The organism is Muricoccus radiodurans (assembly GCF_050154705.1).
Taxonomy (GTDB): domain Bacteria; phylum Pseudomonadota; class Alphaproteobacteria; order Acetobacterales; family Acetobacteraceae; genus Roseomonas; species Roseomonas radiodurans.
This window is the reverse complement of record NZ_CP189561.1, coordinates 1,182,656-1,198,311: the sequence shown is the minus strand read 5'-3', so window position 1 is coordinate 1,198,311 and position 15,656 is coordinate 1,182,656. Positions and strand designations below refer to the sequence as shown.

The following is a 15,656-nucleotide window of genomic DNA, read 5'->3' as shown; positions in this document are numbered from 1 at the left end:
AGGTCCGCGCCGACTCTCTCCGGACAGGTTAACCAGCGCGACACACGCGACCGGCGAGAGCCGGCGACCTGCTTGATCCCCGCGGGACCGAGTGGGACATCCGCGACCGCCGCAGCGCACTCCAGCGTGGACGCGGCGACATCAATCGAGGCCCTCAGCAGGGCCGCACCGGATCACACCAGGAATCTTCGACGATGGCACTGCCCGGCATTAACGAGCACCGTAAGCAGGCCCTCGCGCGCGACCTAGCCGCCCGGGTCTCCGGGCTCGCCGGAAACTGGATGCTCGCCGGCACCGCCGCGATGTCGGCCGTGCGACAGAGGCTGCCGCACGGGGCCAGCAACCGGTTCATGTCCGATCCCGGGGCCTTCAAGAAGGACGATGACGCCCTCGGCCTCGGCTCCTTCACCGGCGAGATCAAGCGGGCGTGCGCGGCGCTCGCCGCCAACCGTGCGATCGACGCCGTCATGGACCGCTGGGACGTCGGCAACATCGGCGGCCAGGCCTCTACGAACCCCCTTCGCATCGAGATGGTGGAGGGCATGGGCTACCTCGCCCTGACCCACGGGGGCGGCAACTGCCAGTACCAGGCCGGCGCGACCTTCCTCGCACTCCGCGCGGCCGGGGTGCGGCCGCTCGACGTGATCTACATCTTCTCGCGCAACTCGATCTTCGGTGACGACAAGCCGCGGCACGCCAGCGTCGTGATCGGCATCCAGGGCGGCTTCCGCAACCAGAACGAGCCCGAGGTCGCCGGTTGGCAGCCGCGGGCCGTGGCGGCGGACACCTGGGAGTTGGACCGCTCCGAGCCAGCCTCAGCCCTGGCCGACCGGTACTCCCCGGCCGAGCACCGCTTCATCTCCTTCGCGCGCTGCCCCTGAGGCCTCTCTGAACGCGGGGCGAACCAGGGCGGCGTTCGACCGCACCCACCGCCGTCCTCCACCCCCGCCCCCAGCATTCAGCGCGTTGCTCGGTGCCGGTTCAGGCCGGAGCCGGCGACCAAACTCTCAGGTCGTCGGGGACGTCCTGGGCGTCGGCCCGGGTGTCCCAGCCGTGGTGTCCCGTGCTTCCGCTCCGGATGTGATCGATGGCGGTGATGGGGCTGTCCCAGCTTCCCATCGTCTCTCGCCGGTAGGTGAACACCCACCGCCCGTCCGGCCGCTGGCTCAGGACGAGGAGATCGGTGCCGTGCCGGTAATGCAGCCTGCCCATCCGTCATCCCCTGCGGCCGACGACTCTACCCATCGTGGCGCCGCTCGTCACCTCGGCTGCGCATCGATCGGCGCCTCCTCCATCCGTGCGGGGCTCCGGAGCGTCCTCCCCGCTCGAAGGCCGCCATACGCAGTTGGCGCATGCGACCGATGCGGCACCGGGCGGCGCGGCGCGTTCGCTCGCACGATGCAGCGCCCCGAGCGAAGAAAGCCGAGCCCACCTCCGTCGCTAACCGCGCAGTGACCGTCCCGCGCCAGCGCCACGGCCCGTTCGACGACGTCGTTCGCAGATAAGGTGCTGCTCCGCCCGAGCGTGACGACGCCCCGTTCGCGACCGCAACAGCGTTCGTCTTCCCCTATGGATCGACGACGATCTCGGTGACCCATCGCAGCGGCGAATTTGCGATGCAGATGCCCGCGGTTCCAGCAGTGCTGCCGACGCGACGAGCAGAACAGCAACACCTTCAACAGTCCCGCCTCGTCCTGGCGCACCAAGTCCGCGGCGAGTTCGGCGCCTGGATTCGCGTCACAAACTCACTCACCCTGCCTCGACAGACATTCGGGCCGCTGGGCGTGGTGACCGGACGAGGGCAGGGGGAGACGGTCCTGTGTGCCTCCCCAGGCCAGCTGGTGGGAAGTTCTCGCGAAGCGTCTCGATCCCGATCTGCGCCGCCCCGACCTGCCTTTCTGGTCTGCGACCTGTCGAGCCGGACATGCTGCGCCAGATCACCGTCGCCACCCTTCTCCTCCACCGCGGGACCGGTGTGGACACCGTCGTCCAAGTGTCGCGCTCGCGCTGCGCCATGAGATGCGCGACGCCAGCCCGGCATCATCGCGCCGCCACTCTCCTATGCCGCAGCGCACAGCCACACCGGCCATGCCTGCGCTGGACGACGCGGCCCCGTCCCGCCAACCTCCGGGCCGAACGACCGGGAGGAATCACGATGAACCGACGCGACGTCCTGAACGGGGCCCTTGGCAGCCTCGCCGCCGCGCTCCCGCTCGCGGCCCGCGCCCAGGGCGGCCCGGCGGCCTATCCCACGCGCCCCGTCACCATGCTCGTCGGCTTCGCCCCGGGCGGCGGCACCGACATCGTCGCCCGGCTTCTCGGGGCGAAGGTGCAGGACGACCTCGGCCAGCCCATCACGATCGAGAACCGCGCGGGCGCCAGCGGCACCGTCGCGGCCGCCGCCACGGCCCGCGCCCGCCCGGACGGGTACACGCTGCTCACCGGCACCGTCAGCACCCAGGCCGCCGTCGCGCCGCTGATGAATCCGCCGCCCTACGACCAATTGCGGGACTTCACCCCCATCCTCCTCGTCGGCACCCTGCCGCTGGTCGTCGTCGTCCGGGCCGATCACCCCGCGCGCGACATCCCCTCCCTCATCGCCCTCGCGCGGGACCGGCCGGGCGCGCTGAACTACGGTTCGTCCGGCGTCGCAAGCCAGCAGCACCTGGCGGCCGAGCTGCTCTCCCAGACCGCCGGCGTGCGGATGACCCACATCCCCTACCGCGGCACCGGCCAGACGGTGAACGACCTCCTTGGTGGCGCGCTCGACGTGAACATCGACACGCTGGCCACCTACCTCCCGCACATCCAGGCTGGCCGCCTCCGCGCCCTCGCCACCACGCTGCCCGAGCGCTCCCGCGCCCTGCCGGACGTGCCGACCGTCGCCGAGAGCGGCTTCCCCGGCTACGACATGAGCGTCTGGTACATGGTCCTCGGCCCCGCTGGCCTGCCCGAGCCGATCGTGAAGCGGTGGGAGGGCGCGCTGAACCGGGCGATCTCCGACCCCGTGATCAACCAGCGCCTCATCGACACGGGCTACATCCCCGGCGGCGGCACCGCCGAGTCGGCCGCGGCCCTCGTCCGCCGGGACGCGGAACGCCTGGGCCGGCTGATCCGGGAGGCGGGCATCCGCCTCGAATGACCGGGTCGGGCCACCACCGCTCGCGTCCCGATTGCGTTCATTAACCTCGCCCGGGCTATGATGCCTTGTGGGCCGGGTGTGCCGGCCCGCCCGGGTCGCCGTCGCGCCGCGGGCCCCCCGCTCGGAGTTGGCATGGGACGAACCGGGAAGTCGCCCCAGAACCCGAAGACACGGAGCGGACCTGCCGCGCTGACCGCTCTGCTCGTCCGCGTCCTGCTCGGTTTCGGTCTGCTGACCGGGCTTCCGGCCGCGCCGGCCTCGGCGGAGGCCGACCTGCCGCGCACCCGCCTGCAGGTGATGGGCGGCCTCGCCGGCGTCAGCCAGTACACCCGCTTCGAGCAGCCCTTCTGGGCTCAGCGCCTGCCGGAGCTGACCGGTGGCCGCGTCACCGCGGACATCGCCCCTTTCGACCGCAGCGGGATCCGTGGGCAGGAGGCGCTCCGCCTCCTGCGCCTCGGTGTGACGCCCTTCGGGACGGCGCTTTCCGCCGTCGTCGCGCCGGAGGAGCCGGAGCTCTCCGCGCTGGAGCTTCCTGGCGCCGCCCCCGACATCGCGGCCCACCGCGCCGTCCAGGCCGCCCACCGCCCCTGGCTCGAATCGCTGCTCCGGGAACGGCACGGGACGGAGCTGCTGGCCGTCTACACCTACCCCGCGCAGGTCATCTTCTGCGCCCGCCCCTTCGCCAGCCTGGCGGATCTGCGGGGACGGCGCATCCGCACCTCCGCCGCCGCCCAGTCGGAATGGGTCGCGGCCATCGGCGCCGTGCCGGTGGTCACGCCCTTCGCGGAGATCGTTTCCGCCATCCGCAACGGCGTGGTCGAGTGCGCGATCACCGGCACCATGTCCGGCTGGCAGATCGGCCTGAACGAGGTGACGACGCACGTCCACGCCATGGCGATCAGCTGGGGGCTCTCGCTCTTCGGCGCGAACACCACGGCCTGGGAGAACCTGCCTGCCGCGCTGCGCGACCTCCTGCGGCGGGAGCTGCGCGACCTGGAGGCCCGGATCTGGGAGGCGGCGGACACGGAGACGGGAACCGGCTTCGCCTGTCTCACCGGCACCGACCGCTGCACCCCCGACCTGATGGAGACCCCTGGAGGTGCCCGCCGCACGCGCGGCCGGATGACCCTCGTCGCCGTCTCCCCGGCGGACGAGGCGCTCCGCCGGCGCGTCATCGAGGACGTGGTGCTGCCCCGCTGGGCGGACCGCTGCGGCGTCGGCTGCGTCGAGGAGTGGAACGCCCGGGTCGGCGCCGCCCTCGGCCTGTCCGCCCCGCGGCCGCGCTGAGGGGAAGGCGGTGACCCAGCTCGGCCCGAGCCGTCCCTTCCTCCTCACCCGCGTCGCGCTCGGCGTGATCCTCGGGGCAGCCATCCTCCTCGCGCTCCAGGCCGCCGCCACGCTCGCCGTCCTGCGCGCGGGGGAGCGCTCCGCCATCGCCTATTCCGAGGAGGCAGTGACGGCCACCGCGGAGGCCGCCGCCGCCTCCGTCAACCGCGCCTTCCTGGCGGTGGACAGCGCCCTGGCCGGCCTGCCCAACCTGCTGAACGCCGCCCTCGGGCCCGCGGCGATAGACCCGCAGGCGCCGGATCGCGGCCTCGCCCTGTCCCGCGTCCTCATGAGTGTCAGCGACAGCAGCCTCGGCTTCCGCGACCTCATCCTCCTGCCGCTGGAAGGCGGAGCCCCCATCGCCGCGGCCCTCCCGGCCTCCCGCCGCCGCCCGCCGCCGCTGCCGCACGCCTCGCTCCGCGCCGCGCCGGCCGGCACCACGGGCGGTCCCGGCGCCGGCATGACGATCGCCGGGCCGGTGCCGAACCCCTCCACCGGGGAATGGGCCCTCTTCTTCGCCCGGCCCGTCACCCTCCGCGGCCTGCCCCCCGCCCTCGCGGTGGCGGAGGTGCCGGTCCCGATCGCTGCCAACGCGCTCGTCGCCCCCGGCATGCTGGAGGAGGCGGGGCGCGGCCTCCTGATCCGCACGGAGGACCGGGTCCTCCTCGCCAGCGCGCCGCATGACGAGGCCCGGATCGGCCGCCCCATTCCCCGCGCCCTCGCGGAGGGCACGGAGCCCGAGCGGATCGCCGCCCTGCGCCGGACGATCTACCCCTCCCTGACGATCATCTCGAGCCAGAGCCGGGACGCCGCGCTCGCGGGCTGGCGGCGCGACCAGACGAAGGTGCTCGCCGCCTCGGCCGGCTTCGCCGTGCTCACCGTGCTCCTCGCCGCCGTGCTCCTCCTGATGCTCCGGCAGCGGGAGAAGGCTGAGCGCGAACGCGCCCGCGGCCGGCAGCTCCTGGAGGCCGCCATCGAGGCGATGGGCGACGGCTTCGTCATGTGGGACGAGAACGACCGCCTGCTCGTCTGCAACGAGCGCTACCGCGACTTCTACCGGGAGAGCGCGCCCTTCATCCGCCCCGGCGTCACCCTGCCCGAGCTGATGCGCCTGGGCGCCGCCCGCGGCCAGTACCCCCAGGCCGGCCCGGACACCGAGGCCTTCGTGGCCGAGACGGTCGCCCATGTCCGTGCCGCCTGGAACACGGACCCGGTGGAGCGCCTGCTCCCCGACGGCCGCTGGATCCTCATCACCGAGCGCCGCGTGCCGGGCGGTGGCTCCGTCGGCATCCGCACGGACATCACGCAGCAGAAGCGCGCCGCCGCGGACCTCGCCCATGCCCGCGACGAGGCCGCCGCCGCGGCCGCGGCCAAGTCCCGCTTCCTCGCCCGCATGAGCCACGAGCTCCGCACCCCGCTGAACGGCGTGCTCGGCATGGCCCAGGCGCTGGCCCGCGACCCCAGCCTCGGGCCGATCCAGCGGGAGCGGGCCGAGGTGCTGGAGGAGGCCGGACGGCACCTCCTCGCCGTCGCGAACGACGTGCTCGACCTCGCCCATGTCGAGGCGGGCCGGATCCCCCTGCGGGAACGGGCCATCCGGATCGGGCCGCTGCTCCAGGCCGGCGCGGAGCTCGCGCGCGCCAGCGCCGCCGCCAAAGGGATCGAGCTGACCGTGCAGCACGACCCCTCGCTGCCGGATGGCGTGACGCTCGACCCCATGCGGCTGCGCCAGCTCCTGCTGAACCTGCTCTCCAACGCGATCAAGTTCACCCCACCGGGCGGCCGCGTGACGCTGCGCAGCCTCCGGGCGGAGTCGGACGGCGCCTCGCGCCTGCGGCTGGAGGTGCTGGACACCGGCCCCGGCATCCCGGTGGAGATGCGCGCCTCCGTCTTCCGCGACTTCGTGCGCCTCGAGCGGGCCGGCGATGCCGGTGCGGGAGACACCGGTGCGGGCGAGACCGGTGCCGGCCTCGGCCTCGCGATCGCCTCCGGCATCGTCGACGCGATGGGCGGCCGGATGGACGTGGACGACAACCCGGAGGCCCAGGCCCGCGGCGCGACCGGCGCCCGCTTCTGGATCGAGTTGCCGCTGCGGGAAGCGGTGCTGGACGCCGAGCCCGTCGCGGCGCCGCTGGCGATCGGCCAGTCCGAACGCCCGCTGAAGATCCTGGTGGTGGACGACGTCGCCACGAACCGCCTCGTCGCCCGCGCCCTCGTCCAGCGGCTCGGACACCGGGCGGAGCTCGCGAATGGCGGCGCCGAGGCCCTCGCGGCCGTGGAGCGCGCGGCGGAGACGGATGAGCCCTTCGACCTCGTGCTGATGGACCTCGCCATGCCCGAGATGGACGGGCTGGAGGCCACCCGCCGCATCCGTGCCCTGCCGCCGGAGAAGGGCGGCGGTGTGGCGGTCGTGGCCCTCACCGCCGGCGTCTTCGACCGCGACAGCGCCGCCTGCCGGGAGGCGGGGATGAACGGCTACCTCGCCAAGCCCGTGACGCTGGAGGCGCTGGAGGCGGAGCTCGCCGTCGCCCGCCTCCTGCCCACGGCCTGACGGGCCGTCAGAACCCCTCGGCCGCCACCTCTTCCGCCCGGCGCCAGACCCGCAGGAAGTTCCCGGCCCAGAGCAGCCCGATCGCTTCCCGGTCGTAGCCGCGGCGGTGCAGCGCTTCGGTCAGCCCGCCCGTCTCGCCCGCGTGGCGCCACCCCGTCACCCCGCCGCCCCCGTCGAAGTCCGAGGACAGCCCGACATGCGCCAGACCGATCCGGCGCACCGCGTGATCCACGTGATCGGCGATGTCCTCCACCGACGCGCTGTACGTCCCCTCCGGCCCCGGATCGCGCAGGAAGGCCGGGACGGCGGTGATCTGGATCAGCCCGTCCGTGTCCCGCAACGCGTCGAGCTGCCCGTCATCCAGGTTCCGCGGATGCTGCCGCAGCGCCGCGCAGCAGGCATGGGTCGCGACGACGGGCGCGCGCGACATCTCCACCGCCTGCATCATCGAGCTCCTGGAGGCGTGGGACACGTCCACCAGCATCCCCAGCCGGTTCAGCTCCTCCATCGCCTGTCGTCCCAGCGGCGACAGCCCGCCATGCAATGTCGGTCCGTCGCCGAGTTCCGGCTTCGGCCGCGCGGCGTCCGCCAGGTCGTTGTGCCCGTCATGGGTGAGCGTCAGGTAGATCGCGCCCAGCCCCCGCCAAAGCGCGAGCCGCGAGAGGTCGTGTCCCATCGCGTTGCCGTTCTCCACCGCCAGCAACACGCCGGTCGCGCCCGCCGCGTGCGCCGCCTCCAACTCCGCGACCCGCGTCACGATCCGCCGTCCCTCGCCATGGGCGGTGTTGCGGATGGCGCGCAGCATCGCCTCCGCCCGCGTCCCGGCGGTCGTATGTCCCTCCGGCGTGCGCGGCCCCTGCGGCGTGTAGGCGATGAACACCACCGCCCGTAGCCCGCCCGCCTTCATCCGCGCGAAGTCCACGTTGCGCTGCGTCGTCCCGCGCGGATCGGGCGTGTCCGGCCAGGGGATATCGACATGCGTGTCGAGCGTCAGCGTGCTCGCATGGATCTCCGCATGGTCGACCGTCTTCGGCACCGCATCGTTCATGCCAGCGCTCCCTTCACCCGCGCGATCATGCCCGGCAGCGCCGCCGGGTCCAGCCATCGGAACACCGCGACGATCCGCGTCGCCGGCTCCACCCAGATCGTGTTCCCACCGGCGCCGACCGCCAGCAGGCTTGCCCGGTCCGCCTCCGGGAAGCGACCGCTCCGGTTCAGCCACCAGAGCAGCCCGTAATCGGGGTTGAGCGGCGTCGGCACGCCACTCGCCGCGATCCAGCCCTCCGGGATCAGGCGCCGCCCGTCCCACACGCCGTCATGCAGCACCAGCAGCCCGAGACGCGCCTGATCCTCGGCATGGGTGAAGATGCCGCCGCCCCAATGGCCGCCGCCGGGCACCGAGGCCACCTTCCGCCCGCCGATCTCCACCTCGGCCGTGCGATACCCCTCCCACCGCCAGTCCGGGGAGGCCCCGATCGGGTCCATCACCCGCTCCCGCCAGACCTCCGGCAGGGCCCGCCCGAAGCGGTGCAGCAGCGCGAGCGACAGCGCGTTCACCCGGACGTCATTGTATTCCCAATGCGTCCCGGGCGCCTCGAGCGGCCGCTCCCACCCCTTCGGCGCCTTGCCCTCCCGCTGCAGGTCGCGCCCCCGGTCGATCCGGTCCGCCTTGCCGAACAGCGTTCCCTCCCACTCGGAGGTCTGGGTCAGCAGCATCCGCCAGGTCACCGCGCCATTCCGCTCGCCCGAGAAGGCGGGGTCGCGGACGGTCGCGGCCACCGGCTCGTCCAGATCCCGGATCAGCCCGTCCCCCATCGCGATCCCCGCGAGCAGCGACAGGCAGGACTTCGCGACGGAGAAGGTCATGTCCACGCGGCGCGTGTCGCCCCAGCGCGCGATGACCGCGCCGTCCCGCGTGATCAGCCCGTTCGGGTCCCCGCGCGGCGCGGTCGGCCCCAGCACCTCGTTGTCGGGCGGCTGCTCGAATTGCCCGTTCTCCAGATGGGAGAGCAGGTCGCGGGGAAAGGGCGTCTCATGCGCCACCGCGTGGGCGACAGCCCCCTGCAGCCGGCCGGCGTCGAAGCCGAGCGCGGCGGGCTGCGCGACGGGAAAGGGAAGGGGGTGGGGCGGGGGAAACGGCATGGCGCCGCAAGGTGGACCGCCCCGCCGCGCTGGAGAAGGGGCCAGGCAAGCGGTCAGAGAAGCGGCCGGAGAAGGGGAGGGCGCCCGAGCCTTGGTTGCAGCCGCCGGCGACCCCACATCCCGGCCCATGAGCGAAACAACGAGAACCGAGACCGCCCTCCTCGGAGGCGGCTGCTTCTGGTGCCTGGACGCGGTGTACCGGAACCTCAACGGCGTGAAGGAGGTCGTGTCCGGCTACGCCGGCGGACACGTCCCGAACCCCTCCTACGAGCAGGTCTGCGGCAAGGGCACCGGCCATGCCGAGGTGGTGCGCGTCGTCTTCGACCCGGCCGTGATCTCCTATGCGGACATTCTCCGCATCTTCTTCACCATCCACGACCCGACCACGAAGGATCGGCAGGGCGCGGATGTCGGCCCCCAGTACCGCAGCGCGATCTTCACCGCCGGGGCGGAGCAGGAGCGCACCGCGCGGCAGGTGATGGAGGAGATCGCGAGGGAGGGCCTCTACGCCGGCCCGATCGTCACGGAACTCGCCCCGATGCCCGAGTTCTGGCCCGCCGAGCCGGAGCATCAGGACTACTTCGCCCGGAACCCCTGGTCCGGCTACTGCCGCGCGGTGGTGGCGCCGAAGGTCGCCAAGTTCCGCAAGAGCTTCGCCCACCGCCTGAAGGAGCGCGCCGCATGAGCACGGACACGACGAAGGCCGAGCCCGTGGTGCAGCGCAGCGAGGAGGAGTGGAAGAAGGTCCTTCCGCCCGATGCCTTCCGCGTCCTCCGCCAGCACGGCACGGAGCGCCCGGGCTCCTCGCCGTTGAACGTGGAGAAGCGGGAAGGGGTGTTCCACTGCGCCGGCTGCGCCGCCCCGCTCTTCACCAGCGACACGAAGTACGAGAGCCATTCCGGTTGGCCCTCCTTCTGGAAGCCGATCGAGGGCGCGGTCGCGACCACCACCGACCGCTCCCACTTCATGACCCGCACGGAGGTCCATTGCGCGACCTGCGGCGGCCATCTCGGCCACGTCTTCCCGGACGGCCCCCGCCCGACGGGGGAGCGCTACTGCATGAACGGCGTGGCCCTCGCCTTCCACCCGAACACCGAGGACGGCCCGGCCGTCGAGTGACGGCCCGCCCAGGCACGTCGAGCCGGGAGAGGCGACATGGCGGCAACGCCGCCATGCGCCCGCCACCATCCCCTGTGCATTCTCCTTGACGCCGGACGTGGCGGGGGAGCAAGGCTCCGCCACCCTTTCCCGGCAGTCGCAACACATGGGCCCATCGATGCGCCGCCTCGCCCTCGCCACGCTTCTCGCAGCCACCGCCCTCGGCGGCGCGGCCCACGCGGACATCCTCTTCGTCCTCAACTCCATGGATCCTGGAATCCAGGTGGTGGACGCCGCCACGCGCCAGGAGGTCCGCCGCATCCCCGCGCTGCGGGAGCCGCACCACCTCGCCCTTTCCCCCGCCCGCGACGTGCTGCTGATCGCCGATTCCGGCGCGAACGAGATCATCTTCGTGGACCCGTCCACCGGTGAGGTCCGCAAGCGCGAGCGCGTCGCGAATCCCTACAACCTCGAATTCTCCCCGAACGGGAAGATGCTCGTCGTCACCGGCCTGCGCCGGGACCAGGTGGACCTCTACGACTGGGACGGCCAAGGCCTGACGCTCCGCACGCGCCTGCGCCCGGGCGACATGCCGAGCCACATCGCCTTCCGCCCCGACAACCGCGTCGTCTACGTCACGCTCCAGGGCAGCCGCGCCATCGCCGCCATCGACACGGAGGAGCGCCGCATCCTCTGGCATATGGAGGTCGGGAGGGAGCCCGCCGGCATCATCTGGCACAACGGCAAGCTGCTGATCGGCATCATGGGCTCCGACCACGTCGCCGTGGTGGACCCGGAGGGCCGGCGCGTCGAGCGAATCATCCGCGTCGGCCGCGGCGCCCACGCCCTGTTCCCGTCCCCGGGCGGCGGCCCGATCTACGTGACCAGCCGCGTGGACAGCCGCATCACCGCCCTGGACCCGGAGACGCTGGACGTCATGCGGATCTACGACGTGCCCGGTGGCCCGGACTGCATCTCCTTCGACCGGGAGGGCCGGATCTGGACGACGCTGCGCTGGAACCGCCAGCTCGCCCTGGTCGACCCCGCCACGGGCGCCGTCACCACCTCGCCCGTGGGCCGCTCGCCCCACGGCGTCCTGTTCCAATCCCGCACCGTCGAGGCCGCCGCCCGCCCGCCCGCGCGATGAGGCGCCTCGTTGCGGCCTTCCTCGCCGCCCTCGCCCTGATCCAGCCCGCGGCGGCCCAGCAGGCCTGCCGCGGCACCCTCTACCTCACGATCGACACCGGCTGGTCCCGGGAGGCGGAGGAGATCGCCGCCATCCTCCGCCGCCGGAACATCCGTGCCACGCTCTTCGTCGCGGATGAGCCGACCTACCGCGGGGACCGCACCCTCGGCCCTGAATGGGCCACCTTCTGGCGCACCCGCGCCGCCGAGGGCCATGTGTTCGCCTCCCACACCTGGCGCCACTGGTACTTCAGCGGCGACCCAGGGCCGGGGCGCGTCCGCTACGCATCCCGCTCCGGCGGCGGGTCCGAGGTCCTGGACGGACCCGCCCTCTGCGCCGAGCTCCAGCGCCCCATCCAGGCCCTCCGCGCCGCGGTTCCGGACGCCCAGCTCCTGCCCCTCTGGCGCGCCCCCGGCGGCCGGACCACGCCGAACGCCGTGTCCCTCGCCCGCGCCTGCGGCCTCACGCACCAGGGCTGGACCGCCAACGGGTTCCTCGGTGACGAGCTGGACGCCGCATCCCACCCGAACGCGTCGCTCCTCACCCGCAACCTGAACACCATCCGAGACGGCGAGGTGCTGGTCATGCATTGGGGGGTCCGCAGCCGTCGCGAGCCCTTCGCCCGCATCCTCGAACCGCTCCTCGCCGGCCTGCAGGAACGCGGCTTCTGCTTCGCTACCCTGCCCCCCGAGGGCCGCCGCTGATTCCCGGTGCATCCGGGACCCAACCGCCATAAGAAGCGCCCATGGAAGCCCTGACGGACGCCTACGTCGCCCTTCTCGCCTGGATCCACACGAACGCGGTGATCCCGGCCCTCTACGCGGCCGGCCTCATGGAGTGGGAGGAGGACGCCTTCACCTGGGTCGAGTTCTCGGTCCTCGGCGTCGTCCAGATCGCCCTCATCTGGACGGTCTGCCGTCCCCTGGAGAACTGGCGCCCGGTGGAGCGCTGGGACGACCGCCGCGTCGTCGTCACGGACATCCTCTACACCCTGCTGACGCGGCTCGGCCTGCTGCCGCTCATCGTCTTCGTCCTCTTCCAGCCGATCCAGACCTGGTTCCAGGGCGCCTTCGCCGATGCCGGCCTCACCCCGCCCACGCTGGAGGGCTGGATCCCCTGGCTGCGCGACCACCCCGTCCTCGCCTTCCTGGCCTATGTCGTCATCCTCGACTTCAGCGACTACTGGCGGCACCGGCTCCAGCACGCGCTGCCCTGGTGGTACGCGCTGCACTCCGTCCACCACGCCCAGCGCCAGATGACCTTCTGGACGGATGACCGGAACCACCTGCTCGACGACCTGCTGGCCGGGATCTGGTTCGGCAGCCTTGCCCTGCTCCTCGGCGTGCCGCCCGCGCAGTTCCCGCTGATCATCCTCCTCCTCCGCTTCGTGGAGGCGCTGAGCCACGCCAACATCCGCATGTCCTTCGGCGCGCTCGGTGAACGGCTGGTTGTCTCCCCCCGCTTCCACCGTCTCCACCACGGCGAGCTTTCGGCCGGAGAGGACGGCCGCAACTACGCCGTGCTCCTGCCGATCTGGGACATCCTCTTCCGCACCGCCGACTTCCGGCGCGATCACTATCCGCGCACCGGCGACCCCGAGGCCCCGGAAAGCCTCGCCACCGGCTCCTGGTGGCGCCAGCAGGTGGACGGCACGCGCGGCCTCCTCCGCGCCCTGCGCCGCCGGCGTCCCGCTTCGCCGCCCGCCCCGGCCGAGTGACCCGCGCCGCCACCGCCCCCGCCTGACACGGGGCGGTGACGGCCCCTTGCCCAGCAGGGCGCGCGTCGCGATCTCCGGTCCATGGCGCCCCAGGACCTCATCGCCCCGCCGCAGCCGGCCCCCGACGTGCCGGTCGCACCGCGCGTCCACATCCCCTTCGACAACAGCTACGCCCGCCTCCCCGAGCGGTTCTATGCGCGCCTGGACCCGACTCGGGTTGCGTCGCCGCGCCTGATCCGGGTGAACCGCGACCTCGCGACGCTGCTCGGCATTGACCCCGACGCCCTGGAAACCCCGGAAGGGGTGGAGATCCTCGCCGGCAACCGCGTGGCTCAGGGCTCCGAGCCCATCGCCCAGGCCTATGCCGGCCACCAGTTCGGCGGCTTCAGCCCGCAGCTCGGCGACGGCCGCGCCATCCTGCTCGGCGAGGTGGTGGGCCGGGACGGCCAGCGGCGCGACATCCAGCTGAAGGGCAGCGGCCCCACCCCCTTCTCCCGCCGCGGCGACGGGCGGGCGGCCCTCGGCCCCGTCCTGCGCGAATACCTGATCTCCGAGGCTATGCACGCCCTCGGCCTCCCGACCACCCGCGCCCTGGCCGCCGTCACCACCGGGGAGACGGTCCTGCGCGACCGCCCGCTGCCCGGCGCGGTCTTCACCCGCGTGGCCGCCAGCCACATCCGCGTCGGCACCTTCCAGTACTTCGCCGCGCGCCGCGACATGGACGCCGTCCGCACGCTGCTGGACCACGCCATCGCCCGCCACGACCCGGCCGCGGCGACGGCGGAGAACCCTGCCCGCGCCTTCCTCGACGGCGTCGTCGCCCGCCAGGCCGAGCTGATCGCCCGCTGGCTCCTCATCGGCTTCATCCACGGCGTGATGAACACCGACAACACGACGGTGAGCGGCGAGACCATCGACTTCGGCCCCTGTGCCTTCATGGACGCCTACAGCCCCGGCACCGTCTTCTCCTCGATCGACATTCAGGGCCGCTACGCCTACGCGAACCAGCCGCGCATCATGCAGTGGAACCTCGCGCGCCTCGCCGAATGCCTCCTGCCCCTCCTGTCGGAGGACGCGGATGTCGGCATGGCCTCAGCCCAGGAAGCCCTCGCCGGCTTCGTGCCGCGCTTCCAGGCCGCCTACCTGAACGGATTGCGCCGCAAGATCGGCCTCACCACCGAGGAGGAGGCCGACACAGCGCTCGTCGAGGATCTTCTGGAACGGATGGCGGAGAACCGCGCCGACTTCACCCTGACCTTCCGCCGCCTGGCGGACGCCGCGGCCGACCCCGCCGCCGACCCGGCCGTGCGAACCCTTTTCCAAGACCCGGCCGCCTACGATGGATGGGTGGAAAACTGGCGCAGCCGCCTCGCGCGCGATCCCGCGCCGCCCGCCGCCCGTCGCGCCGCCATGCGCGCCACGAACCCCGCCTTCATCCCGCGCAACCACCGCGTCGAAGCGGCCCTGTCCGCGGCCGTGGACCGCGACGACCTCGCTCCGTTCGAGGAACTGCTCGCGATCCTCGCCCGCCCCTATGACGACCAGCCCGGCCGGGAGGCCTTCACCCACCCGCCCGAGACGGTCGACCCGACCTACCAGACCTTCTGCGGGACCTGACGCGCGGCGGCTACCGCGCCGCCGGCGCCACCTGCGCGTCGGGCTGGTTGCTATCCGCCAGCGCCCGCGCCACCAGCCCCGACGACTTCGCCTCCTCGACGAAGCGGCGGAGATAGGCCAGCGCGTGCTCCCGCCCGCGCGGCGTGGCCATCGCCTGCTCGATCACCATGAAGCGGCCCGGCAGCACCCGCACGTCCGGCCGCGTCGCCGCGAAGCCCCGGATCGGCTGCCCGACCCCGGCGAGGACATCGAGCCCACCCGCCGGTCCCTGCGACGCGAAATCCGTGATCGCGCTCGCGGACGTCCCGCTCCGCACCAGCGTCGCCCGCTGCAGTGCCCGCGTGAGGTACAGATCATAGGCGCTGCCGCGCCCCACCGAGACCCGCACCCCCTCCCGGTCCACCTCCTCGTTCGAGCGGATCGGGGAATTCGCCATCACCGCGTAGATGCCCTCGATGATGACATAGGGCGAGGTGAACCCGATCTCCTCGCCCCGAACCGGGTCCACCGCGAGGAAGGCCACGTCCCAGGCATGTCCGCCCGAGGCCTTGTTCGCGTCCGTCACCGCCCCCGCCGCGTCGAAGGGAATGAGGGTGAGCGGCACGTTCAGGCGCTCCGCCAGCGCCCGCGCCAGCGCGACGGATACCCCTCCGGCCCCGCCGCCCGCTCGGTCCCGCTGCGCGAGGACGGGGTTGCCGAAGTTGATCGCCGCCCGCAGCGTTCCGGTGGGCGTCAGCTCCGCGCGGGCCTCCGGCGGCACGGTCTGGGCGCTCACGATCCCCGCCCCCGCCAGGAGGAGCCCGAGCAGAAGAAGGCTGCGTCGCATCGCGGCATTTCCGGTTCCATGCCGCAACCATCCACTCCCCGGCGGCCCCGC

General features: G+C 72.9%; 14 protein-coding genes. 10 read left to right on the top strand and 4 right to left on the bottom strand.

Going from position 1 to position 15,656, the window contains the following annotated elements; translation table 11 throughout:
• Positions 1-194: 194 nt before the first annotated feature.
• The gene (locus ACP6CK_RS05890; RefSeq protein ID WP_426957952.1) at positions 195-881 is read left to right on the top strand and encodes a hypothetical protein; all 687 of its coding nucleotides are present in this window, start codon (positions 195-197) and stop codon (positions 879-881) included.
• Between the two features lie 100 nt (positions 882-981).
• Here ACP6CK_RS05890 and ACP6CK_RS05885 read toward each other — a convergent pair whose 3' ends face one another.
• Complete coding sequence (locus ACP6CK_RS05885) at positions 982-1,212, bottom strand: hypothetical protein (protein ID WP_426957951.1); 231 nt, start codon at positions 1,210-1,212, stop codon at positions 982-984.
• A 943-nt stretch (positions 1,213-2,155) separates the two neighbouring features.
• Here ACP6CK_RS05885 and ACP6CK_RS05880 point away from each other — a divergent pair.
• The 3 genes from ACP6CK_RS05880 (at position 2,156) to ACP6CK_RS05870 (ending at position 7,019) form a co-directional block, all read left to right on the top strand.
• On the top strand, positions 2,156-3,142 hold the full coding sequence (locus ACP6CK_RS05880; protein ID WP_426957950.1) for a Bug family tripartite tricarboxylate transporter substrate binding protein: 987 nt from the start codon (positions 2,156-2,158) through the stop codon (positions 3,140-3,142).
• Positions 3,143-3,274: 132 nt separating this feature from the next.
• Positions 3,275-4,429, top strand: a complete 1,155-nt coding sequence (locus ACP6CK_RS05875) for a TRAP transporter substrate-binding protein (protein ID WP_426957949.1) — start codon at positions 3,275-3,277, stop codon at positions 4,427-4,429.
• Between the two features lie 10 nt (positions 4,430-4,439).
• On the top strand, positions 4,440-7,019 hold the full coding sequence (locus ACP6CK_RS05870) for an ATP-binding protein (RefSeq protein WP_426957948.1): 2,580 nt from the start codon (positions 4,440-4,442) through the stop codon (positions 7,017-7,019).
• A gap of 7 nt (positions 7,020-7,026) precedes the next feature.
• On the opposite strand, the gene ACP6CK_RS05865 is transcribed toward ACP6CK_RS05870, so the two are convergent.
• The gene (locus ACP6CK_RS05865; RefSeq protein WP_426957947.1) at positions 7,027-8,067 is read right to left on the bottom strand and encodes a dipeptidase; all 1,041 of its coding nucleotides are present in this window, start codon (positions 8,065-8,067) and stop codon (positions 7,027-7,029) included.
• On the bottom strand, positions 8,064-9,161 hold the full coding sequence (locus ACP6CK_RS05860) for a serine hydrolase domain-containing protein (protein WP_426957946.1): 1,098 nt from the start codon (positions 9,159-9,161) through the stop codon (positions 8,064-8,066). The genes ACP6CK_RS05865 and ACP6CK_RS05860 overlap by 4 nt, the downstream gene beginning before the upstream one ends.
• Positions 9,162-9,288: 127 nt before the next feature.
• Here ACP6CK_RS05860 and msrA point away from each other — a divergent pair, with 127 nt between their 5' ends.
• The 6 genes from msrA (at position 9,289) to ACP6CK_RS05830 (ending at position 14,779) form a co-directional block, all read left to right on the top strand.
• Positions 9,289-9,846 (top strand): peptide-methionine (S)-S-oxide reductase MsrA, encoded by a 558-nt coding sequence (gene msrA / locus ACP6CK_RS05855; RefSeq protein WP_426957945.1) that lies wholly within the window; start codon positions 9,289-9,291, stop codon positions 9,844-9,846.
• Positions 9,843-10,280: a peptide-methionine (R)-S-oxide reductase MsrB gene (gene msrB, locus ACP6CK_RS05850; RefSeq protein WP_426957944.1), complete on the top strand. Its 438-nt coding sequence runs from the start codon at positions 9,843-9,845 to the stop codon at positions 10,278-10,280. Before msrA ends, msrB begins: the two co-directional genes overlap by 4 nt.
• A 157-nt stretch (positions 10,281-10,437) precedes the next feature.
• Positions 10,438-11,406, top strand: coding sequence for a YncE family protein (locus ACP6CK_RS05845; protein WP_426957943.1), 969 nt, complete (start codon positions 10,438-10,440; stop codon positions 11,404-11,406).
• Positions 11,403-12,149, top strand: coding sequence for a polysaccharide deacetylase family protein (locus ACP6CK_RS05840; RefSeq protein WP_426957942.1), 747 nt, complete (start codon positions 11,403-11,405; stop codon positions 12,147-12,149). The genes ACP6CK_RS05845 and ACP6CK_RS05840 overlap by 4 nt, the downstream gene beginning before the upstream one ends.
• 41 nt (positions 12,150-12,190) lie before the next feature.
• Positions 12,191-13,162 carry a sterol desaturase family protein gene (locus ACP6CK_RS05835; protein ID WP_426957941.1) on the top strand — a complete coding sequence of 324 codons (972 nt, stop codon included), beginning with the start codon at positions 12,191-12,193 and terminating at the stop codon, positions 13,160-13,162.
• 81 nt (positions 13,163-13,243) lie between these two features.
• Positions 13,244-14,779, top strand: a complete 1,536-nt coding sequence (locus ACP6CK_RS05830; RefSeq protein ID WP_426957940.1) for a protein adenylyltransferase SelO — start codon at positions 13,244-13,246, stop codon at positions 14,777-14,779.
• A 10-nt stretch (positions 14,780-14,789) separates the two neighbouring features.
• On the opposite strand, the gene ACP6CK_RS05825 is transcribed toward ACP6CK_RS05830, so the two are convergent.
• Positions 14,790-15,605, bottom strand: a complete 816-nt coding sequence (locus tag ACP6CK_RS05825; RefSeq protein ID WP_426957939.1) for a transporter substrate-binding domain-containing protein — start codon at positions 15,603-15,605, stop codon at positions 14,790-14,792.
• Positions 15,606-15,656: the final 51 nt, after the last annotated feature.